The 20,701-nt window shown below is 66.6% G+C and carries 17 protein-coding genes and 3 pseudogenes; 10 read left to right on the top strand and 10 right to left on the bottom strand.

The annotated features are described in order from the left end of the window. A partial coding sequence (locus ACKUB9_RS32640; protein ID WP_410826019.1) for an SDR family NAD(P)-dependent oxidoreductase occupies positions 1-843 on the top strand: 843 nt, incomplete at its 5' end. A 23-nt stretch (positions 844-866) separates the two neighbouring features. On the opposite strand, the pseudogene ACKUB9_RS32635 reads toward ACKUB9_RS32640, so the two are convergent. From ACKUB9_RS32635 to ACKUB9_RS32620, 4 genes and pseudogenes are all read right to left on the bottom strand, one after another. Then, a pseudogene (locus tag ACKUB9_RS32635) lies at positions 867-1,010 on the bottom strand (IS3 family transposase); the annotation flags it as partial. A gap of 264 nt (positions 1,011-1,274) precedes the next feature. Further along, the gene (locus ACKUB9_RS32630; RefSeq protein WP_410826017.1) at positions 1,275-2,132 is read right to left on the bottom strand and encodes an HAD family hydrolase; all 858 of its coding nucleotides are present in this window, start codon (positions 2,130-2,132) and stop codon (positions 1,275-1,277) included. A 503-nt stretch (positions 2,133-2,635) separates the two neighbouring features. After that, positions 2,636-3,820, bottom strand: coding sequence for a thiolase family protein (locus tag ACKUB9_RS32625; RefSeq protein WP_407530582.1), 1,185 nt, complete (start codon positions 3,818-3,820; stop codon positions 2,636-2,638). A 96-nt stretch (positions 3,821-3,916) separates the two neighbouring features. Continuing rightward, the gene (locus ACKUB9_RS32620; protein ID WP_407530580.1) at positions 3,917-5,341 is read right to left on the bottom strand and encodes an MFS transporter; all 1,425 of its coding nucleotides are present in this window, start codon (positions 5,339-5,341) and stop codon (positions 3,917-3,919) included. A 104-nt stretch (positions 5,342-5,445) separates the two neighbouring features. On the opposite strand from ACKUB9_RS32620, the gene ACKUB9_RS32615 reads away from it, so the two are divergent. Then, the gene (locus ACKUB9_RS32615; protein ID WP_407530578.1) at positions 5,446-6,027 is read left to right on the top strand and encodes a TetR/AcrR family transcriptional regulator; all 582 of its coding nucleotides are present in this window, start codon (positions 5,446-5,448) and stop codon (positions 6,025-6,027) included. A gap of 493 nt (positions 6,028-6,520) precedes the next feature. Here the strand turns inward: ACKUB9_RS32615 and ACKUB9_RS32610 are convergent. From ACKUB9_RS32610 to ACKUB9_RS32600, 3 genes and pseudogenes are all read right to left on the bottom strand, one after another. After that, positions 6,521-7,573, bottom strand: a pseudogene (locus tag ACKUB9_RS32610) (TonB-dependent receptor); the annotation flags it as partial. Between the two features lie 742 nt (positions 7,574-8,315). Next, positions 8,316-8,714: an MmcQ/YjbR family DNA-binding protein gene (locus ACKUB9_RS32605; protein WP_407530596.1), complete on the bottom strand. Its 399-nt coding sequence runs from the start codon at positions 8,712-8,714 to the stop codon at positions 8,316-8,318. A 34-nt stretch (positions 8,715-8,748) separates the two neighbouring features. Continuing rightward, complete coding sequence (locus ACKUB9_RS32600; RefSeq protein ID WP_407530595.1) at positions 8,749-10,224, bottom strand: protein adenylyltransferase SelO; 1,476 nt, start codon at positions 10,222-10,224, stop codon at positions 8,749-8,751. A gap of 455 nt (positions 10,225-10,679) precedes the next feature. Between ACKUB9_RS32600 and ACKUB9_RS32595 the strand changes: the two genes are divergently transcribed. Both ACKUB9_RS32595 and ACKUB9_RS32590 read left to right on the top strand, forming a co-directional pair. Next, the gene (locus ACKUB9_RS32595) at positions 10,680-11,543 is read left to right on the top strand and encodes an alpha/beta fold hydrolase (RefSeq protein ID WP_407530593.1); all 864 of its coding nucleotides are present in this window, start codon (positions 10,680-10,682) and stop codon (positions 11,541-11,543) included. A 99-nt stretch (positions 11,544-11,642) separates the two neighbouring features. After that, a complete protein-coding gene (locus ACKUB9_RS32590) occupies positions 11,643-12,272 on the top strand; it encodes an SGNH/GDSL hydrolase family protein (RefSeq protein ID WP_407530592.1) in 630 nt (209 codons plus the stop codon). A 102-nt stretch (positions 12,273-12,374) separates the two neighbouring features. Here the strand turns inward: ACKUB9_RS32590 and ACKUB9_RS32585 are convergent, their stop codons facing one another. Continuing rightward, on the bottom strand, positions 12,375-12,536 hold the full coding sequence (locus ACKUB9_RS32585; protein WP_407530590.1) for a hypothetical protein: 162 nt from the start codon (positions 12,534-12,536) through the stop codon (positions 12,375-12,377). A gap of 159 nt (positions 12,537-12,695) precedes the next feature. Here ACKUB9_RS32585 and ACKUB9_RS32580 point away from each other — a divergent pair, with 159 nt between their 5' ends. From ACKUB9_RS32580 to ACKUB9_RS32560, 5 genes are all read left to right on the top strand, one after another. Further along, a complete protein-coding gene (locus ACKUB9_RS32580; RefSeq protein WP_407530589.1) occupies positions 12,696-13,757 on the top strand; it encodes a GlxA family transcriptional regulator in 1,062 nt (353 codons plus the stop codon). A 14-nt stretch (positions 13,758-13,771) separates the two neighbouring features. Then, entirely contained in the window at positions 13,772-14,494 is a 723-nt protein-coding gene (locus tag ACKUB9_RS32575) for a DJ-1/PfpI family protein (protein WP_407530587.1), read from the top strand. A 52-nt stretch (positions 14,495-14,546) separates the two neighbouring features. Next, the gene (locus ACKUB9_RS32570) at positions 14,547-14,807 is read left to right on the top strand and encodes a DUF485 domain-containing protein (protein ID WP_407530585.1); all 261 of its coding nucleotides are present in this window, start codon (positions 14,547-14,549) and stop codon (positions 14,805-14,807) included. Beyond that, complete coding sequence (locus ACKUB9_RS32565) at positions 14,807-16,333, top strand: sodium:solute symporter family transporter (protein WP_407530584.1); 1,527 nt, start codon at positions 14,807-14,809, stop codon at positions 16,331-16,333. The genes ACKUB9_RS32570 and ACKUB9_RS32565 overlap by 1 nt, the downstream gene beginning before the upstream one ends. 98 nt (positions 16,334-16,431) lie before the next feature. After that, positions 16,432-17,112, top strand: coding sequence for a dienelactone hydrolase family protein (locus ACKUB9_RS32560; RefSeq protein WP_407530583.1), 681 nt, complete (start codon positions 16,432-16,434; stop codon positions 17,110-17,112). A 526-nt stretch (positions 17,113-17,638) separates the two neighbouring features. On the opposite strand, the gene ACKUB9_RS32555 is transcribed toward ACKUB9_RS32560, so the two are convergent. Further along, entirely contained in the window at positions 17,639-18,676 is a 1,038-nt protein-coding gene (locus tag ACKUB9_RS32555) for a fatty acid desaturase (protein ID WP_407530601.1), read from the bottom strand. Positions 18,677-19,159: 483 nt separating this feature from the next. Here ACKUB9_RS32555 and ACKUB9_RS34480 point away from each other — a divergent pair. Continuing rightward, a pseudogene (locus ACKUB9_RS34480) lies at positions 19,160-19,339 on the top strand (Y-family DNA polymerase); the annotation flags it as partial. 70 nt (positions 19,340-19,409) lie between these two features. Here ACKUB9_RS34480 and ACKUB9_RS32550 read toward each other — a convergent pair. Beyond that, entirely contained in the window at positions 19,410-20,699 is a 1,290-nt protein-coding gene (locus ACKUB9_RS32550) for an extracellular catalytic domain type 1 short-chain-length polyhydroxyalkanoate depolymerase (protein WP_410826015.1), read from the bottom strand. Positions 20,700-20,701: the final 2 nt, after the last annotated feature.

Below are 20,701 nucleotides of genomic sequence, written 5' to 3'. Positions count from 1 at the left end.
GTCTACGGACCCCTGCGCGAGATCGCCCCGGAGGACCATGAGCGGCTGATCCGGACCAATCTGTGGGGCACCGTCTACGGGTCCCTCGTGGCGGCCGAGCACCTGCGCGAGCGCGGCGGGGCGCTGATCAACGTCGGCAGCATCGGTTCCGACCTCGCCTTCCCGTTCCAGGGCCTCTACGCCGCCTCGAAGCACGCGGTGAAGGGGTTCACCGACACGCTACGTATGGAGCTGATTGCCGAGGGCGCGCCGGTTTCCGTTACCCTGGTGAAGCCGGCTTCCATCGATACGCCGCTGCCTCAGCGCGCCCGCAACTACATGGACCGCGAGCCGACGCTGCCGCCGCCGATCTACCCGCCGGAGGAGGTGGCCAACGCCATCCTGCACGCCGCCGTGCACCCGCAGCGCGACATCTTCGTGGGCGGTGGCGGCAAGCTGTTTGTGATGGGCAAGGAGTTCGCACCGGGCGCGTACGACGAGCTCGCGCCTGCCATCATCGCGCTGCAGAAGCGCGCCGAGAAGCCGAGAAACCCTGAGGGCGCGCTGCATGCGCCGCGGGATGCCGGTGCAGTCCGCGGCGACCCTCCANCGTACGACGAGCTCGCGCCTGCCATCATCGCGCTGCAGAAGCGCGCCGAGAAGCCGAGAAACCCTGAGGGCGCGCTGCATGCGCCGCGGGACGCCGGTGCAGTCCGCGGCGACCCTCCAGTCTACGTCATGCGCACCAGCGCCTACACGCGGGCAACCCTGCATCCGCTCGCAACGGCCAGCGTGCTCGCCGCCGGCGTGGCCGCGACGGCTGCCGTCATCCTCGGTACGCGACCCAAACCAAGACGCCGCTGACCGGACGCCGGACGTTGGCTGATACGACGCCAGCTGTCGTAGCTCTGCTCTGAGTTCTCCGCCTCCTTGCAGGCGAGCGCCAAGCTCTTGTCCTGCGCCGTCAGCACCTCGATCTGGCGCAGCGTCAGCCCCACCTGCTTTGCGCTCGGCTTCTGACCTCGCCGCATCTCCAAGTCCTCTGGTCCGGACTGATCCTCTCATATCAGCCCGGTCCAAAGCCAGCCGGTCAGGTCAGCCGGACTGTCCCCGCTCGGCACGTCGATCGCCAAAACGAGCTCGACGCCCACCACCACAATGACGCCACCCTGAGCAGCCTTCTCCCCAGGAGATCAACCATGGCCAATCCCGCTATCCTCGGCAGCATCGCCGGGCTGCTCCCGCGACCTCGCTCAAGCTGCCGGCAGCGACCCGCGTGGCTCCCACGAACGCGATCACGCTCGGCTTGTCTGTGATCCCACCAGGGGCGAGCTGTCATAGTGGGCCAGCAGATCGGCCGGATCCTGGTACGTCGCGACGCAACCCGCGCGCTTCAGCTCCTCGGCTGACCAGCCACCCGAGAGTAGCCCGATCGTGCGCAGACCCGCCTTACCGGCGGCCTCGGCGTCATAGGGGGTATCGCCGACGACGATGGCATCCCCTGCCGCGATCCCCTTCAACTGCTGCAGGGCGGCCTGGAAGATGTCCGGGTCGGGCTTGCTCTCCTGAGCGTCGTCAGAAGAGGTTTCCGTGTCGATCAGATCGTCGATCTGCGCGATCTTTTTGTAGGCCTGCAATTCGTCTTGCTTAGCGGAAGAGGCCAATGCTAGTTGTTTTCCGTCTGCTTGCAGANGCTGCTGCAGGGCGGCCTGGAAGATGTCCGGGTCGGGCTTGCTCTCCTGAGCGTCGTCAGAAGAGGTTTCCGTGTCGATCAAATCGTCGATCTGCGCGATCTTTTTGTAGGCTTGCAATTCGTCTTGCTTAGCGGAAGAGGCCAGTGCCAGTTGTTTGCCGTCTGCTTGCAGGCGCTCGATCAGCGCACGCACCTGCGCAAAGCCCCTCATAGTCGGCAGATAGCGCTCTTTCAGGATCTGCGAGCGATGCTTCTCTAGCGCCTCGCCAATTTCCTGCAACTCGTCCTCTGACAGGAAGACCGGCAGCAGCTTGTCGCCGCCCTTGCCGATCTGGCGGCGCAGATCCTCAAACGGGATGTCGTGGCCGAAGTTTCGGAAGGCATCCTGCCAAGCCCGGGCATGCTGGGGGACAGAGTCGATTAGGGTCCCGTCCACGTCAAAGATCACTGCTTTGGTCATCAACACGCTCTCGCTCACATCCTCTGGCAAGCGCTGGGTCGACGTTCCTGTTCCGATTTCTCGATTGGATAGCAGGACTCTGGAATGACCAAAGGGGAGATGGCTTGGCCGTACAGAAAACTACTGCTATCCGTACAAGCCGGCCGAGCCTCAAACGGAGCGGCAGGAAGCAGCTGCGAGTGTCAGGAAAGTATTTCAGGAAAATGAATGTCCGGAAATTGCCTGCGACCATACATACCCAACGCGCACCTCGAAGATCCACACGGGGTCAGGAGCTTTCGTGCGGCAAGTTTAGCTATGCTGCCATTGGCGTTCCCTTGTAGCCGCACCGTCAAGGGATTGATGTCGCTCAGTGAACGGACTTTCGAGTGCAGGCGGTCCGGAGCACCGCTGTCGGATACACTGGCCGAAACTCAAGAGTTTCACACGGGACCATCACTGCGGGACGGCCGCGCTAAGATTGCTGATTAAGCCACCAGAGAGACCCAGGGATCGTGACGTGGCTAGACTGTCTCTAGCGCGAGCGCGATGCCCTGGCCGCCGCCGATGCAAAGGGTGACGATGCCGCGCTCAATGCCGTCCCGACGCATGGAGTGGAGCAGGCGTGTCGTCAGTACGGCGCCGGTTGCCCCGATGGGATGACCATGCGCGATCGCGCCACCCTCGACGTTGACGATGTCCTCGGGCAGGCCGAGTTCCTTGGCGACCGCGAGAGGCACGACCGCGAAAGCCTCATTGATCTCGACACGTTGAAGATCGCCGAGGGTCCACCCGGCACGCTCCAGGGCCTGCCGGACGGCCGGGACCGGACCGAGGCCGAAGAGGCTCGGCTCGCACGCACCGACGCCGTACGCGACGAGGCGTCCGAATGCCTCCAGACCGCTGGCCTCGGCAAAGCCTCGCTCGCTCAGGAGCATCGCCGCCGCGCCGGAGTTCAGGCCCGGCGCGTTGCCGGCCGTGATGGTTCCGTCCCTCCGGAAGGCGGGCTTGAGCTTCGCGAGCGTCTCGGCAGTCGTCTCCGGACGCGGAGCCTCGTCCCGGGCAAAGGTCTCAATGCCCTTTCGGCCCTTGATCTCGACGGGGGCGATCTCCGCATCGAATAAGCCAGCTGCCTGGGCTTTCGCGAACCGCGCCTGGGAGCGGGCCGCCCAGGCATCCTGCGCCTCCCGGCTGATCTGGACCTGTGCGGCGAGATCCTCGGTGTGCCACCCGGAATGCTCGCCGGAGAACGCGTCGTTCAGGCCGTCATTCAGCATGCTGTCGAGGATCTGTGCGTGGCCCATCTGGTAGCCCCAGCGTCCGCCCTCCATCAGGTATGGCGCCCGATCCATGTTCTCCATGCCGCCGGCGATCACCACGTCGTGGTGACCCAGTTGGATCTCGTCTGCGGCCGTCACGATGGCCTGGGCACCCGATCCGCAGACGCGGTTGACCGTCAGCGCGGGCACCGCGACCGGCACGCCCCCGTTCACGGCGGCCTGACGGGCCGGGTTCATCCGGTTCCCGGCCTGGACGACGTTGCCCATCGTCACACTTCCGAGCCTGCCCGCGTCGAGGCCGGACCGGCGAATCGTCTCACGAATCACGGCCGCGCCCAGGTCGGTGGCAGGAATGCCCTTGAGGCTGCCGCCGTAGGCACCGATGGCGGTGCGGACCGGATGGCACAGAACGATGTCGCGGGTCTGCATGGGACTCTCTCCTGTGGCAGATCGGCGTGGGACGGTCGGATTAGGTGGCCGGCGTGGCGAGGCGCGTGTCGGATAGGTCGAAGGCAGCCGGCGCGCTCATCGGGAGACATCCCCTGTTCCGGCCCTCGCTGGCCGGCTGGCGTCGCGCAGGAGGAGCCATGCGGGAACCAGACTGACGAGCGTCAGCAGCGTCAGGATCCACCAGCCGCTCTGGTAGGCGTGCGTACGCGCCGCGGCATCGGGTGGCGAGCCCAGGACAGCGACCAGGACCGCCACGCCGACCGCCATGCAGGCTTGGCGGACCATGTTGGCCACCCCCGATCCGGTCGCGAACGAGGACGGAGGGAGCGAGCCCAGACCGACACCCATCACGGTCGGGAGAGTCAGTCCGACTCCCAACCCGGTCAGCATCATGCCGATCACCACCACCGGGACGTCCGGCGTCGGGCCCATCCTGGCAGCCCACCACGCCAACCCCGCGGCGAAGCAGAGGAGGCCCGTGCTGACCACCGTGAGAGCGCCGAATCGCCTGATCAGCCACCCCGCCACCAGGATGGACGTGAGGGGCACCATCAGGGGCCCTGGCGCGATGGCGAGCCCGGCCTGCAGCCCCGAAAACCCCCAGACGTCCTGCTGGTAGAGAGCGACCGACAGCAGCATCCCGGCAAAGGCGGCCGAGAAGGGCGCCGAGACCAGAACCGAACCCGCGAAGGGACGAATGCGAAACAGTGCCGGATCGACAAACGGATTGCTCGAACGGAGGCAGTGACGAACGAACAGACTGAGCGCCACACTGGACAGCAGCAGGCAGCTCCCGACCTTCAGCGACAGCCAGCCCCAATCGTTCACCTTGATGATCGCGTAAGTGAGTAGACCGATCCCGCCCGTTACCAGTGTCGCCGCCCGAATGCTCGGCCGCGGCACATCGTGGCCCGGGACATCGGGCAGCAGCCGCCAGCCGATCAGCAAGGCGGCGAAGCCGATCGGAACGTTGACGGCGAAGATCCAGCGCCAATCGAAGGTGACCAGCACGCCGCCGACGAGCGGTCCCAGAGCCGCGCCGAGCCCGCCAATGGCGGTCCAAGTCCGCACCGCGCCGCCGCGACGGTCCGGTGGGAAGGAGGCGAGCAGCAATCCCAGCGACGCCGGCGTCATCAGCGCCGCGCCCGCCGCCTGCACGAGGCGGAAGGCGACCAGGGCATCGACGCTCCAGGCGGCGGCACAGGCGGCCGACGCGGCGGTGAACAGCGCGACCCCGAGCAGGAAGCCATGGTTCCGGTGGTGACGCTCGGCCAGGCGTCCGAAGAACACCAGCAGGGCCGCATAGGCGATCGCGTAGCCGTTGAGGATCCAGGACAAGTCTTCCAGCGTCGCGTCGCGGAAGCTCCGGGCCATGTCGGGCAGCGCCACGTTGACGATGAACAGGTCGAGGTTGGCGAGGACGATGCCGACGCACACGATGCCGAGCACGTGATTCGGGGCGGCGGACCGGGTGGGCACGGCAAGACTGGCGTCGGGCATGCGGGCTCCATCGCGTTGCCCTCTAACGATGATGGACATCATCGAAGGGGTCAAGCTATGATGATGAACATCATTGCCGAAGTCGCGGCGGAGGAAGGTGCGACGTGCGGATCACGAAGGAACAGAAGCAGGCCAACCGCGAGCGGATCATGGCGACCGCCTCACGGCTGTTCCGCGAACGCGGCTTCGATGGCGTCGGCGTGGCGGATCTGATGGAGCGCGCCGGGTTCACGCACGGAGGCTTCTACAATCACTTCCGCTCCAAGGAGGAGCTGATCGTGGAAGCCTGCGCGAGCGGGTTCAGCGAGATGGCAGAGCGCCGTAAGGGGCGCGACGCCGTCGCCTTTATTGAGGGCTACATCTCCCGGGCGCATCGCGATGCGCCCGGCCTGGGTTGCCCAGCCACGGCTCTGAGCAGCGACGCCGCGCGTCAGCCGGACGAGGCCAAAGCGACCTTCGCCTCGGGGATCGAGGGCCTCGTGAGACTGATCGAGGATCACCTGTCATCGCAACATGGCGACGATCCAGCAAACCGTGCCGCAGCGATTGCCGTCCTGGCTCAGGCCGTCGGCGCGATTGTCCTGTCCAGGGCTTGTCCAGATACTGCACTGCTGGCTGACGAGATCCTTGATGCTTGCCGCGTAGCTTGCCGCGCCTCGATCGAACAGGGCGCACAGGGGCGTTAGAACGCTCTTTGTTTCGCGATCCTTATCTTATGATCGGGGCTAAACTGTATGCATCCTGAGCACAGATCGCTTCTGGACAGCCTCCAGCAACGCCGCGCCGTGCTGGCAGCCGGGAGTCAGCGACCAATGCAGCTCATCAATGGCTAGCGCTCCTGATCGAGCATGCAGCGACCGCGAAGAGGGTGTCTGACCGGACGCTCAGGTCCCGATGACCCATCACCTGGATGCCCGGGAAGTTCAACTATGCGCTCGCAACCGAACATTGCTCCCACGCGCCGCTAAGGACCGCTTTGGGTCAGGAGTTCGCGTCCGGCTTGTTCAGCTCTGCGCCACTTCCAGACCTTCGATCAGCGTCGCCGGAGTGGCCGTTCGTCACTCGACAGCGGACCTTCCGGTGATGCCAATCAACCTGAACCCCTCACCGAGTCGCGTAAGTGCCAGCACAAAATCGATCGTGACGCGCATATCACCGCTCAGGACCATCTGAACGGGGTCAGAAGCGTGCTGTGAGGAACAGGCGCACGTTGCGGCCCGGCAGCAGTATCTCGTCCTTCTTGAACGAGGCCGAGTTGCGGATCTCGTCATCCAACAGATTACGCCCCTGCAGGCCAAACGTGATCTCGCTCGCTCCATAAACCGCAGGATCAACAAGCTTCGTGTAGCTGATCTCGGCGCGCAGATCGGTCCAGCCGGGCGTGATCGTCTCAAGGGGTGCTGTCTCGGTTTGCGCAAAGGCATGCAGGACGTTCACCCGCGCGAACCAGCCATCAGCCCGCAGGAACAGGCCACCGCCTACACGGTGAGGAGGGATCCTCGGGACGTAACTACCGTCGTCAAACTGCGCACGCACGAAATCGTACTGCGCATCAAGGCCGATGAAGCCGTTGCCGATCGGGATCAGATCAAGCTGCGCCGCGATCTCCGCCCCGTAGAACGTGGCGTTCTGTTGTGTGTAGACGATCTGGCGCAGCTCGTCCTCGCTCCCACAGGTGCTGAACGTATCACCGCAGAAGATGCCGGTCTCGCGCTTGTAGATGAAGCCCGTGTAGCGGTTGTAGTAGCCGGAAGCGTCGAACCGAAAGGGTCCTACTGCCCGGCGAATACTTGCCTCGATCGTACGGGCACGCTCCAGTTTCAAATTCGGATTGCCGATCTCGAACGTCGCCGTAGCTTCGTGAGGGCCGCGGGAGAACAGCTCCAGCGCGAATGGTGCCCGCTCGACGTACTGCCCGTTCAGGCTCGCGACGAAGTCGTAAGGCAAATCCTGGAGCGCGCCGAAGCTGACGCTCTTGGCCAAGAACTCGCGACGACGGGGATATTCCAGAGGAGCTTCCGCCCCAGGCAGGAAGTCGCTCGGAAACTGCGTTGCCGTGCCGGCCACGCGCGAGCCCTCCAACCGTCCAGCGGCTTGGAGCCGTAGGCCATTGCCGACGGCCAGCTCCTCGAACAGGTAGACGGCACGGCTCTGCGTGTTGCTCGGGGCGATGAGACCCTCGCCCTCGCCGGTCGCGCTGAGCGCACGCGCGTCCGCCTGGAAGCCAAGAGCGNGTCGATTAGGGTCCCGTCCACGTCAAAGATCACTGCTTTGGTCATCAACACGCTCTCGCTCACATCCTCTGGAAAGCGCTGGGTCGACGTTCCTGTTCCGATTTCTCGATTGGATAGCAGGATTCTGGAATGACCAGAGGGGAGATGGTTCGGCCGCCAGAAAACGACCGCTATCTGTACAAGCCGGCCGAGCCTCAAACGGAGCGGCAGGAAGCAACTGCGAGTGTCAGGAAAGTATTTCAGAAAAATGAACGTCCGGAAATTGCTTGTGACCAGACATACCCAACACGCAACTCGAAGGTCCGCACGGGGTCACGAGTTCGCGTCTGGCTTGTTCAGCTACGCACTACTTCCGGACCCTCGCTCACAGCCGCCGGAATGGCTGCTCGACGCTCAAGAGCGGAACTATCGAATCTGCAATTATTCCCTTTCGCTCCGGCAGATGCGAGCAAGATCGACGTGGGAGTCAGTCAGTGCAGGCAAGGCGACACCTCTGAGCGCGCACTACTCCATCAGCATGAGGGGAGTGCCGGCGACGACGAATAGGCCAATCACTACACTTAAGATTAGGACCATCAACCTGTTCGCACGGACATGATGCTTCTCCATATTGCCTTCGCTCTTACCGGCATGCTCCCCTTCCTCGACCTCTCACCGCCGCCGCGGTTCTGCTGCGCGACATTGATGCCGAGGCCTCAGCCGCAGAGGTGAGCCAGCACGGCTCAAGCTGACGGAAGCCGTCACGGCCTGCTCTGCGAGCGGGGCCGAGCGCGCCGCCGGGCGAGCTCCCGATAGCCCTGCGTCAGAATGCGGGCGAGGCTGACCTCGTCGACATAGGCCAGGTGAACCCGCATCAGAGGGCGGCCGCGGTCGTGGCCGACAGCCGAGAAGGTTCTCGGCTCGGCCGCAATCAACATCTCGCGCTCGTCCTCGCCGATGAACACCACGAGTGAGACGCCGTCGGTCGAGAGCCACGCGAGCCGCCTGCGACCGATCCGAAAGACCGGACCGGCCGCGGTGGTGTCCTCTGCCACACCGGGCAGCGCGAGCGCCGCCCGTCGGGCGATCTCGAACCAGATCGAAGGCTTTCGGGATCGGCGCTCCTGCTCCGTCCTGCCGTAGCGCGGGCGATCCTGCACTCTGCGCACCCGGTCCACTCAGCACGCGAGGGGATCACGTGCCGCAGAAGGTGCGCTGGACGCGCTCGTACTCCGCCGGCGGATCAGCGTAGGCGGCGAAGGCCGCTTGGTCGTCGTAGGGCTTGGCCAGCACGGTGTTCAGCTCGGCGAAGGGACCGAAATCGTCGCGCTCGATGGCGGCGGCGATCACCGCCTCGACGCGGTGGTTGCGCGGGATGAAAGCGGGATTGGCCGCGTCCATGGTCTCCCGCCGCTCCGCGCCCGGGCGGGGCTCAGCGGCGAGGCGCTCGCGCCAGCGTGCGGCCCAGGCATCGTAGGCCGTCGGATCGATGAACAAGTCCCGCACGTCGCGGTCCGCCGCCGGGTCGGCGGCCGCGGCCCCGAGGCGCCGGAAGGTGAGCGTGAAGTCGGCGCGGTTGGCAGTCATGACCTCCAGGAGGCCGCCGGCCAGAGCCACGTCGCTCTCGCGGTCCATGAAGAGGCCGAGCTTGCGCCTTAGACCCGCATGATAGGCGGTCTCGAAGCGCGGCACGAAGCCGGCGAGGAGATCCTGCGCGACCGCGATCGCCGACTCCGTCTCTGGTGCCAGGAGCGGCAGCAGGGCTTCGGCGAGCCGCGCAAGGTTCCACTGCGCGATCGCCGGCTGGTTGCCGTACGCATAGCGGCCGTGCTCGTCGATGGCACTGAACACCGTCGCCGGATCGTAGGCGTCCAGGAAGGCGCAGGGACCATAGTCGATCGTCTCCCCGGTGACCGCCATGTTGTCGGTGTTCATCACGCCGTGGATGAAGCCGACGCAGAGCCACTGAGCGACGAGGGCGGCCTGACGCTCGATTACGGCTGCGAGCAACGCTTGGTAGGGCTGCCTGCTCTCCGCCGCCGCGGGGTAGTGCCGGGCGATGACGTGGTCGGCCAGCTGCTTTACGCCGTCGGTGTCGCGGCGGATCGCGAAGAACTGGAAGGTGCCGACCCGGATGTGACTCGCAGCGACCCGGGTGAGGATCGCTCCGGGCAGCAGCCGCTCGCGCGCGACGTTCGCCCCGGTGGTCACGGCTGCGAGGGCGCGCGTGGTCGGGATGCCCAGCGCTGCCATCGCCTCGCTGACGAGGTATTCGCGCAGAACTGGCCCAAGGGCGGCCCGGCCGTCACCCCGCCGGGAGAAGGGGGTCGGCCCGGCGCCTTTGAGCTGGATGTCGCGGCGCGTCCCGCCCCGGTCCACGACCTCGCCCAGGAGGATCGCCCGTCCATCTCCGAGCTGGGGCACGAGATGGCCGAACTGGTGACCCGCATAGGCCGTCGCGATCGGTTCGGCCCCGGGCGGAACGGCGTTGCCTGCGAGCACAGGGACGCCGTCCGGACTGGCGAGCCAGTCCGGATCGATCTGGAGTGCTTCCGCGAGCGCTCGGTTCAGGCTGATCAGCTGCGGGGCTGGGACGGGCGTCGGATCGACCCGCGCGAAGAAGCGCCCTGGCAGGCGGGCGTAGCTGTTGTCGAACGGAATGGCGCTCATCGTGAAGCCTGCCTCGCTCTCACGACCGCTTTGCCGGCCGTCTCGGTGCTGCGGCCCGCCGGCACCACGCCGCTCAGAGCGGGAGGGTGTCTATTCCGGCGGATGTGCATCCCCGGGACCAGCCGGCGGCACCGGGACCAACCTGCGATGATGCCGGAGGTTGCCGGCTGCTGGGCTGCGATGATCGCAACGGAATGAATTCGGGTGCACGGTATGGAGCACATGAAGACGCGTTCAAGTTCCTCCACTGGGCGGTAGACGTCCCATCGACTGCACACCTAGTCAGCAAGCCGAGCCGCCGGCCCACTGGTGTGGTCAGCACTCACGATTGAGAATGCAAGGACGGCGGTGGCTGGCGACCCAATCCAGCGGGGCTAGGCGCTTCGGCATCAACGTCGCTGCCGGATCCCGGGGTGGCGGGCGGCGTTGGGCCAGATCGCCAGCCCGGAGACGCCATGAAGCCTCCGACCTCGCCCGACCTGTCGCTCGTGCGCCTGCCCGAGGCGGTACTCCATGTGGCCTCCGCCGGACCGGACGACGGCCCGCTCACGATCCTGCTGCACGGGTTTCCCGAGTTCTGGTTCGGCTGGCGTCATCAGATCAGCGCCCTTGCGGAGGCGGGTCTGCGCGTGCTGGCGCCCGACCAGCGCGGCTACAACCTCAGCAGCAAGCCGTCGGACCTCGCCGCCTACCATCTCGACCGGGTCGCTGACGACGTGCTGGCGCTGGCCGACCACCACGGCGCCGCGCGGGTCCGGCTCGTCGGGCACGATTGGGGCGGCATCGTCGGCTGGTGGCTGGCCACGCGCTCGCCCGAGCGGGTCGAGCGGCTCGCCGTCCTCAATGCCCCGCATCCCGACATCCTCGCAGCCTATGCCCGGCGCCATCCCGTGCAGGCACTGCGCGTCGGCTACTTCGCGGCCTTCCAAGTGCCGCGCCTGCCGGAGGCCGGGCTGCGCGCAGCCGGATTCCTCGCCCTGCGGCAGGCCCTGCACCTCACGAGCCGGCCGGGCACCTTCGCGGCAGAGGACATCGCCCGCTACCGCGAGGCGTGGTCGCAGCCGGGTGCGCTGGAGGGCATGCTGAACTGGTACCGCGCCGTGCGGCTCAAGCGCCGCACCCTGGCCGGACCCATCACCGTCCCGACCCTGATTCTGTGGGGCCGCAAGGACGTGGCGCTAAGCCCCGGCCTCGCCGCCGCCTGCCTGGCTCGCTGCGAGGACGGGCGGATCGAATGGCTGCCCGAGGCCACACACTGGCTCCACCACGAGGAGCCCGAGCGGGTGAACACGGCGCTGACCGCATTCCTGCGTGCGTAGATGATCGGGCGGCGCGCTGTCCTGACAATGGTCGCGCACATGGCCACACCCGTGGCCGCGGCGCGGGCGTCGTCCCGGCCCGGGCAGACAGGAAGGCCCATGTCCCACATCGTCCTTCTCGGCGATTCCGTGTTCGACAACGGCGCTTACGTGCGCGGCGGTCCCGACGTGGTGCGCCAGGTGCGGACCGCCCTGCCCGAGGGCGCGCGGGCCACCTTGCTGGCCGTGGACGGGGCGGTGCTGGCGGACGTGACGCGCCAGCTCGCCCGCCTGCCGGACGACGCCACGCATCTGGTGGTCAGCGCGGGCGGCAACGACGCCCTGCGGGCCTCGGGGCTGCTCGACGGACGCGCCGCTTCGATCGCCGAGGCGATCGCGGCGCTCGCCGACGTGCGAGACCGGTTCCGCGCGGAGTACCGCGCCATGCTCGATGCGGTGCTGGCCCGCGGCCGTTCGACCGCGATCTGCACCATCTACGATCCGCGCTATCCCGATCCGGCCCGCCGCCGCCTGGCCTCGGCGGCACTAACGCTCCTCAACGATGCCATCACCCGCGAGGCCTTCGCGCGGGATCTGGCCCTCATCGATCTGCGCGTCCTGTGCGACGAGGACGCGGACTTCGCCAATCCGATCGAGCCCTCCGTCCGGGGCGGCGAGAAGATCGCGGGCGCCGTCGCGGCCCTGCTGCAGGCGCCGAGCCCCCGAAGCCGCGTCCTCGCCCGGCCGTAACCACGGCGCTACGGTTGCCGACGCGATCCTCCCGCCCCGCTCGGACGATCAGGGATGGATTACCCGGGCGGAGCCTGCCCGCGAGACACGTCCTGCAGCCGCTCAGCGGCCCGACCCGCTGCCGGGCTTGGTCTGGTTGCTGGTGTTGCTGCCTCCGCTATGCCCGCTGGCCGACCCACCGGCACCCTGAGCGGAGGCCGAGCCGACGCTGCCCACGGTCAGGGCCAGGGCATAAATTGCGGCGGGCCACAGCGTGATGGTCAAGTCGGCACTCCATCGCGGTCGAGATCAATCCGGCGGACGTTATGGGCGCACCTAACCCACGTAGCTCCGGCAATCTGCCTCGCTTGACGTGACCGCGGATGGCAGAATGCGAGGGTACAATGTCCTTGCTGCCTCACGCAGTCTCCGTTTCGATGAGGCATGCAACTCGCAAACCAATCACCGCTATCCGACCCACCTCACAAGGTCGTCATCCTGGCACCGGCCCCGGCACAGCTGCTCGACGTTGCGGGGCCGGCTGAGGTTCTCGCTCAGGCGGGGCATCTCAGGCGGACGAGTCTGGGCGACACGGCCGCGTCCGCGGGTGCAGTCCTGTATGATGTCCGCGTACACATCGTAGCGGGCAAAGGGCTTGGCGATACCTCGGCCGGTGTCGGGCTCAGGTCGTCGGTTAGCGAGGCGGAGCTTCGCGCAAACGGAAGCCTCGACACGCTGATCGTCGCGGGCGGCGAGGGTGCCCGAACGCGGTGCGCCGAGCCCGACATCGTCGATCTCGTCCGCACCCTCGCCGGGCGCGCCGAGCGCATCATCGGCGTCTGCACGGGGGCGTTCCTGCTCGCGGAAGCCGGTCTCTTGCACGGCCGGCGCGTGACCACGCATTGGCGCTGGTGCGCCGAGCTTGCCCGCCGGCACGGCGATCTCAAAATTGATCCCGAACCGATCTACGTGCGCGACGGAAACGTCTGGACCTCCGCGGGCGTCACGGCCGGGATGGATCTGACCCTCGCCCTCGTCGAGGCCGATCACGGCCATGCGCTGGCCCTCGCCGTCGCCCGCGAACTCGTTCTGTTCCTGCGCCGCCCGGGCGACCAGAAGCAATTCAGCACCGTGCTCGCCGCGCAGAGCGCGCCGTCGCTGCGGCTGGGTGATCTCCTGGCCTGGATGAACGAGAACCTGCATCGCACGCTGTCGGTGCCGGAGCTCGCCGCCCGCGCCTGCCTGAGCCCTCGTCAATTCGCGCGAGCGTTTCGCGCCGAGACCGGAGTGACGCCGGGCCGGATGGTCGAGCGGCTGCGGGTCGAGGCGGCGCGGCGCGTCCTCGAGAGCGGGCGCATGCCGCTAGGCATCGTCGCTAGCGCCTGCGGCTTCCAGACCGAGGAGACCATGCGCCGCTCGTTCCTGCGTCAGGTCGGCGTGCCGCCAGGCGATTACAGAGAGCGTTTCCGCCGTCAGTCGAGCGCCACCCCAACCCTGCAAGCTTAGAGAGGAAAACACCCATGCTCGATCCGAACAAACACCTCCAGATCGGGTCCCTTGTTTTCGACGGCATCGACCAGATCGACCTCACCGGACCCTTCGAGGTCCTCTCGCGCATCCCGAACTCGACCTACCACATCTTCGCTAAGGGCGGCGGCATGGTCACGGACGTGCGGGGCCTGCGGATCGCAACCGACGCCGATCTCGCCGAGGCACCGCCGCTCGACCTCCTGCATGTCGCCGGCGGCTTCGGGCAGGAGGCCTTGATGGAGGATGAGACGGTCCTCGATTGGGTGCGCCGCCAAGCGGAGTCTGCTTTGTGCGTGTTCTCCGTCTGCACCGGCGCGTTGATCTGCGGAGCCGCGGGCCTGCTGAAGGGCCGCCGGGCCACCACGCATTGGACAGCGTCCCACCTGCTCACGCATTTCGGTGCCACACCGGTCGACGAGCGGGTGGTCGAGGACGGCAAGTTCGTCTTCGCGGCGGGCGTGACCGCGGGCATCGATGGCGCGCTGCAGGTCGCCGCACGGCTGCGCGGCGAGGAGGCCGCCCAGTTCATCCAGCTCTACATGGCCTACGCGCCCGAGCCCCCGTTCGATGCCGGCACGCCCGACCGGGCGCCGCCCCAGGTGGTCGCCCGCGCCAAGGCCGCTGCCGCCGAGATTACTGCCAAGCGCGAGGCCACGGCCCGGCGCGTCGGCGCGCGGCTCGGCGTCGCCGAGGCCGAGGCGCTCACCTCCTGAGGCGAGCGGGCACGGGGCCACCGAACCGAGGACCGAGCGAACGGAGGGGGGCATGGAGTCGACGCGGGACGGGACCGGAGCGCTTCGCTCCGAACCGAACGACCTCGAAGCGCTGCGATGGTGGCTCTCCGCCCTGGTCGCCTTCGCCTACGGCGGCTTCCTCCTCGCGAGCTACGCGCTAGGGCCGGCGCTGGCCCGCCCGGTCCTCGGCAGCGTGCCGTGGTCCTTCCTCCTCGGGGCAGGCCTCTTGGTCGTCGTCGTGGCGGTGATGGGCGTCTACGTGCTCGTGGTGAACGGACGGGAGGCCGCCTGATGGACGCCCGCGCCAACCCCGTCGCCGTGACGCTCTTCCTCTCCATCGTCGCCGTCACGCTTGTCATCACGTGGCTCGCCTCGCGAGGCACCCGCTCTCGTAGCGCCTTCTACGCCGGCAGCGGAGAGTTCTCCGCCTTCCAGAACGGGCTGGCCATCGCCGGCGACTACATGTCGGCTGCTGCCTTTCTGGGCGTCTCCGGGCTGATCACGGTCGTGGGCTTCGACGGCATGATGTACGGCATCGGCTTCGTCATGGGCTGGCCCATCGTTCTGTTCCTCATTGCCGAGCGCCTGAGGCGGCTTGGCCGGTTCACTTTCGCCGACGCGCTCTCCACGCGTCTGCGCGAGCGGCCGATCCGCATCTTCACCGCGGTTTCGTCCCTGACGGTGATCGCATTCTACCTCATCGCGCAGATGGTAGGCGCGGGGCAGCTGATCGAACTCCTATTCGGCGTCGATTATGTCTACTCCGTTATCCTCGTCGGCGTCCTGATGACCTGCTATGTCGTCTTCGGGGGGATGGTTGCGACAACCTGGATACAGATCGTCAAGGCGGTTATTCTCCTTGTCGGAACTGGTACGGTCGCGGTCCTGACCCTCGCTCGCTTCGGCTTCAACCTCTCCACGCTGATCGACCAAGCGGTCGCCGTTCACCCGCGCCGCGAGGCGATCCTCGCGCCCGGCGCCATCACGCGCGATCCGGTCTCGGGCTTCTCGCTGGGCTTGGCGCTGTTGCTCGGCACTGCCGGCCTGCCTCACATCCTGATGCGCTTCTTCACGGTTCCCGACGTGCGCGCGGCGCGCGGCTCGGTGTGGTTCGCTTGCTTCCTCAACGCTGCCTTCTTCCTCATGGTTTACGTCATCGGGTTCGGCGCGGTGGCGCTGGTCATGGCCGACCCAGCCTTCCTCTCGGGAGGCGGCCTGCGCGGCGGCTCCAACATGGCGGCGATCTACCTGAGCCAAGTGGTCGGCGGCGACGTGCTCATGGGCGTCGTCTCAGCGGTGGCCTTCGCGACGATCCTTGCCGTGGTGGCGGGGCTGACGCTGGCCGGCGCCTCGGCGATCAGCCACGATCTCTACGCCAAGGCGCTCGGGCGTCAGGACGAAGGGCGCGAGCTGCGGGTCGGCCGGATCGCCTCGCTCGCGATCGGCGGGGCGGCCATCGCCCTGGGCTTGGCGTTCAGAACGCAGAACGTGGCCTACATGGTGTCTCTGGCCTTCGCCATCGCGGCGAGCGCCAACTTCCCAATCCTGCTCCTGAGTATGTCTTGGCGCGGCCTGACGACGGAGGGGGCGCTAGCGGGCGGCATCGCGGGCCTCGTGTCGTCGCTGGGCCTGACGATCGTCGGTCCAGCGATCTGGGTGAAGACGCTGGGGTACGCCGAGCCCCTGTTCCCCTACGACCCGCCGGCATTCCTCAGCGTGCCACTGGCGTTCCTGGTCGCCTGGGGCGTGTCGCGGCTCACTGCGTCACCACCGCTGGACTTAACGGAAGCCGGCGCGGTGGGCCTGCCCCGCGCCTGAGGGCACTCCTCCGAACCGAACGATCCATACCCCGGCCCACCGCATCGTCCGCCGGAGCGGCTCAACGAGCCACATTCGCAAAACCAAGGGAGATGACAGTGGGAACGGTGATTACCTTCGGTCGGCTGGACGGCGGCGACGCGACTGGCTACCTGGCCAGTACCGCGCGAGGGGACGCGCCCGGCCTGGTCGTCATCCAGGAATGGTGGGGCGTGTCGGAACAGATCAAGGGCTTGTGCGACCGTTTCGCCTCAGCTGGCTTCACTGCCCTCGCGCCCGACCTCTACGGTGGTACCGTCATCCCCTATCATGACGCGGTCGCGGCGGCGAAGGAGATGCAGAACCTCGACTTCAAGACGACCACCGCCCAGGTGGTGGGCGGCGCGGTCGCTTATCTCGCACGCAACGGCGCCGCGGTTGGCCTGACTGGCTTCTGCATGGGTGGCGCGATCACCATCATCGGTGCCGCAATCATTCCCGGGCTCTCCGCCTGCGTCGCCTTCTACGGCCTGCCGCCCGCCGATGTCGTCGACGCCGCGACCATCGCTGTGCCCCTGCAGGGACATTTTGCCAACCGCGACGACTGGTGCACGCCTCAGGCTGTCGACACGTTCGAGGCGAGATTGCATGCGGCCGGCAAGCCCTACGAGTTCTTCCGCTACGAGGCTGACCACGCCTTCGCGAACGAGCAGCGTGCCTCCGTCCACGACCGCGCGGCCGCAGAGTTAGCCTGGACGCGCGCCGTGGCGTTTCTGTGCAGGCATCTCTTGCCGCGATGAAGCCGAGGGATCGCACCCGCTCACGGATGTGAGATCGGCTCGTGAGTAACGCTTCGTCGAACGTCCGGTTCTTCGATCACACGCTCCAACTGCAGACCGATGCGAGTTTGTCCTACTCGGCTATTCAACTGCTGGCGAGGGGCTGCTAAGAAAACGGGCCGGTTCCTTGCAGCTCAGGATCCCTCCGCGGTTGACGTGCTTGCCGCGAGGGGTCTGCGCGGCAGCCAATGCCGGAAAACCCTGTCAGGAAATTAAACGTCCGGAAAACGCTCACGACCGGACATTCCTCACACGCATCGCAAAGGGCCGCTTTGGGTCAGGAGTTCTCGGTCCGCGATTCTGGCTATGCGACGTCAGCAGGGCCGACTGAGTTCCGCATCCGAGACAAAGCAAGCCCATCAGGCCCCTACGATTGGCGATGCCGAAGAGCCAGAAGCGCCACGATGCGTTGTACTATGCGCTGACAAGGGCTCGGCAGACTTCTACCGTGTCCGCCGACCAATGGTATCGGCCGTCCTCAGGCCGCCTAGCGCGTCCGCACACGCGCGAACCCGACGAGTTTGCGAGCATCCTCGTCCCATAGCGCGAGCTCCACGCAGCGCAGGCTGTCCCGCAGCGTCAACCGACCAACCTGCGCGAGGTAAGCGTGACCATCCAGGCATTCCTGGAGTCGGTAGTTCGGGATGCGGCTGTTCAGGTGATGAACGTGGTGTAGGCCGACGTTGCCGGTGAACCATTGCAGGACGCGTGGTAGGACATAGTACGAGCTGCCGCCGAGCGCCGCTCGGTGGAAGTCCCAGTCCTCTGCCTCCTCCCAGACGGTCTCCTCGTACTGATGCTGAACGTAGAACAGCCAGCCACCGATCCAGGCGGCGATGCTGATCACCGGTAGAAACACCCAGAGGATCGGCGCGATCCCGCCAGTCGCGAAAGCCAGAGCCGTCATCACGGCAACCAAGCAGATGTCAAGTGTCAGCACGTCCCGCCAAGCCACGCGCCAAGCTAGCCCCATGCCAGAGGGAAGCCGCTGCAGGACGAGAAAGTTGAGCGGCGAGCCAAGCACGATCAGGATGAGCGGGTTGCGATAGAGGCGATAGCGAAGCCGGCGCCAACGCGACAGGGCAAGGTACTCGCGCACGGTCAGCGTGTGGATGTCTCCCGTACCACGGCGGCTGAGGTCGCCGGTGGAGGCATGGTGGAGGGCGTGAGCCCGCTTCCAGCTGTCGTAGGGTGTCACTGTCAGGACGCTCAGGGCGCGGCCGAGCCAGTTGTTGGCGCCGCGCGAGGGCAGGAACGAGCCGTGCCCGCAATCGTGCTGAATGATGAAGAGCCTGACCAAGAGCCCGCCTGCCGGTATAGCGAGTGGCAGCACAAAAAGCCCGTAGCCTTTCGCAGCCACGCAGAGCATAAAGGCGCAGAGTGCCAGGTACGGCAGCAAGGTGTTTGCGACTTGCCAATGGGCCAGTCTTCGAACAGGCTCTCGATAAGCCGTGCAGTGGCGGGTCAGGTCGCGCGCAAGCGCTCCGTCGTCGATCTGGGATGGCCTCTCCTCGCGCCGGAATATTGAGGCCGGTTTCGCTATGTTGTCGGTCACGGCTGTTTAGCGATCCTGTCGTGTGGTCGTTGGGCGAGATGACACTTCGCGGCCCCGAACCCGGGTCGCACGATGCAGCCAACCTACGGATTCGAGGACCGATCCCGCGCTCCATACGTGAAAACGGGGCAACGTAACCAGCGGTCATGGTTGTCGCTCGCGTGAATCAGCGTTCTTATCGTCGCCATGCGGAACTCTCGTTGTGGCCAGGATGGGCGAAAACATCGCCGCGCATGTCACTGTTTGGAAAATTCATGGGGCGTTCCGGCAAGCCGTACACCGCCATGGGAGAACCGCACGGGTCTGACTTGGAGGTAATCGAAATAAGGGGAGCTAGAACCATCCAAGTGCGACCGTGTGATAAAGTTCCTTACATTCACATCACTGTTTTTTGCACGGAACGGATTCGTGCTTTGAGACCAGCTCTCGCGCGCTGGTATTGATGTCCTAGCCTGCATCGGGATCGGGCCGACAAAGACGCTGGCCAAGCTCGCTAACCACATCGCCAAGAGCGTGCCGGAACTCGGGGGCGTGTGCGACCTCTCCGGCGAGGCGGAGCGTGCCCTGTGGCTGGTCGGGATCCCGGTCGGCGAGGTCTGGGGTGTCGGGCACGCCTCGCTCGCCAAGCTCCAGCCTGGGGCAGCGCCTCATTCTACCACATCCCAAGTCCTCGCATTTGTGACGCGCCCCGTCGAGCTTAGCGTTAGGTCGCGCTCTTGGCTCGCGCGTGGGCCAAAAGAAAGCGCACCATCTCTCGACTGGCATCGGGACCGCGCGGATCGGTGTACGACCCGTCCGCGCTGCCGCCGGACCAAGCATGGCCGCCGCCGTGCAACACCCATTGCTCTAGGATCCCTCGCCCAGCATCATCGGCATGGACCGTGCGCGTATAGGCCACTCCCCCTGGCGTCTCGCCGCGCATCACGGTTTCGGACAGCGTCGTATCGGATTTTGCCTGTGCGATGACATGGTCCCCGTTGACAGGGTTGACCGTGCGATCGCCGTCGCCGTGGAAGACGATGGTCGGCACTGCCGGCCCGTCCCGCCTCGGCTGAACCGCACCGCCTCCCTTCATGGCGGCGAAGGCCGACGGCATGTCCTTGGCGGCACCACAGGCCAGCCCCGAGTGCACGCCGACAGCCGCGAACAGATCGGGATAGGTCGCCCCCATGATCGCCGCAGCCGCACCGCCCGCGGACAGACCAGCCACGTAGACCCGGGTGGGATCGGCCGAGAACTCCTCCACAACGGCTGTCGCGATGCCGGCGATCAAGGAGGGTTCCCCCCCATGGCGTGTCTGATCACCGGCGTTGAACCAGTTCCAGCACTTCTGCATGTTCGCTGATTGGGATTGGCGCGGGTAGGCGACCAGGAAGGTTTGCTCCTCGGCCAAGTCGTTCATGCGCGTGCCGGCGGCGAAATCGTCCGGGTTCTGAGTGCAGCCGTGCAGCATGACCACCACCGGGAGCGCCTGACCGGTGTAGCCGCTCGGCACAAACACCTTGTAGGTCCGGCTGCCTGCGGCATTGGCGAAGGTCCGCTCCTCGAACCGGGCGCCCTCCGGAACGCAGACCGGGGATGGTCGCCTGGACCCGAGGCCCTCTCCCAGGCCGGAGAAGGCACGCGGTGTTGCGAGGCGATTACGGAAGGCCCGCATTGTCTCTNGGGCGCCCTCCGGAACGCAGACCGGGGATGGTCGCCTGGACCCGAGGCCCTCTCCCAGGCCGGAGAAGGCACGCGGTGTTGCGAGGCGATCACGGAAGGCCCGCATTGTCTCTGACAGATCCGGAAAGCCTGTCGGCTGGTCGGCGCGCGCGGTCCCGTCAGCCGGTTGTCCCTCCGCCTCGCTCGGTGCCGTCCAGGCGCCCACCGGTCCTGTGGGAGCCACCATGTCGATGGTCGGCCAGGAGCGCTTGGGGCTCCAGCCGCGATGCGGCGCCTTCCACTCCGGGGCATCGTTGCGCGCGCGCGGCGCCGGGCGACCTTGAAGCAGCG

The organism is Methylobacterium oryzisoli (assembly GCF_046557895.1).
GTDB lineage: Bacteria > Pseudomonadota > Alphaproteobacteria > Rhizobiales > Beijerinckiaceae > Methylobacterium > Methylobacterium oryzisoli.
The sequence above is the reverse complement of the archived record's forward strand: the minus strand, read 5'-3'. Positions and strand labels throughout refer to the sequence as shown.

What these genes read in the sequence shown, in the direction of transcription:
- ACKUB9_RS32625 (WP_407530582.1), bottom strand. Translation starts at nt 3,820, where the DNA reads ATGCAGACCCGCGACATCGTTCTGTGCCATCCGGTCCGCACCGCCATC.
- ACKUB9_RS32620 (WP_407530580.1), bottom strand. Translation starts at nt 5,341, where the DNA reads ATGCCCGACGCCAGTCTTGCCGTGCCCACCCGGTCCGCCGCCCCGAAT.
- ACKUB9_RS32600 (WP_407530595.1), bottom strand. Translation starts at nt 10,224, where the DNA reads ATGAGCGCCATTCCGTTCGACAACAGCTACGCCCGCCTGCCAGGGCGC.
- ACKUB9_RS32595 (WP_407530593.1), top strand. Translation starts at nt 10,680, where the DNA reads ATGAAGCCTCCGACCTCGCCCGACCTGTCGCTCGTGCGCCTGCCCGAG.
- ACKUB9_RS32590 (WP_407530592.1), top strand. Translation starts at nt 11,643, where the DNA reads ATGTCCCACATCGTCCTTCTCGGCGATTCCGTGTTCGACAACGGCGCT.
- ACKUB9_RS32580 (WP_407530589.1), top strand. Translation starts at nt 12,696, where the DNA reads ATGCAACTCGCAAACCAATCACCGCTATCCGACCCACCTCACAAGGTC.
- ACKUB9_RS32575 (WP_407530587.1), top strand. Translation starts at nt 13,772, where the DNA reads ATGCTCGATCCGAACAAACACCTCCAGATCGGGTCCCTTGTTTTCGAC.
- ACKUB9_RS32570 (WP_407530585.1), top strand. Translation starts at nt 14,547, where the DNA reads ATGGAGTCGACGCGGGACGGGACCGGAGCGCTTCGCTCCGAACCGAAC.
- ACKUB9_RS32565 (WP_407530584.1), top strand. Translation starts at nt 14,807, where the DNA reads ATGGACGCCCGCGCCAACCCCGTCGCCGTGACGCTCTTCCTCTCCATC.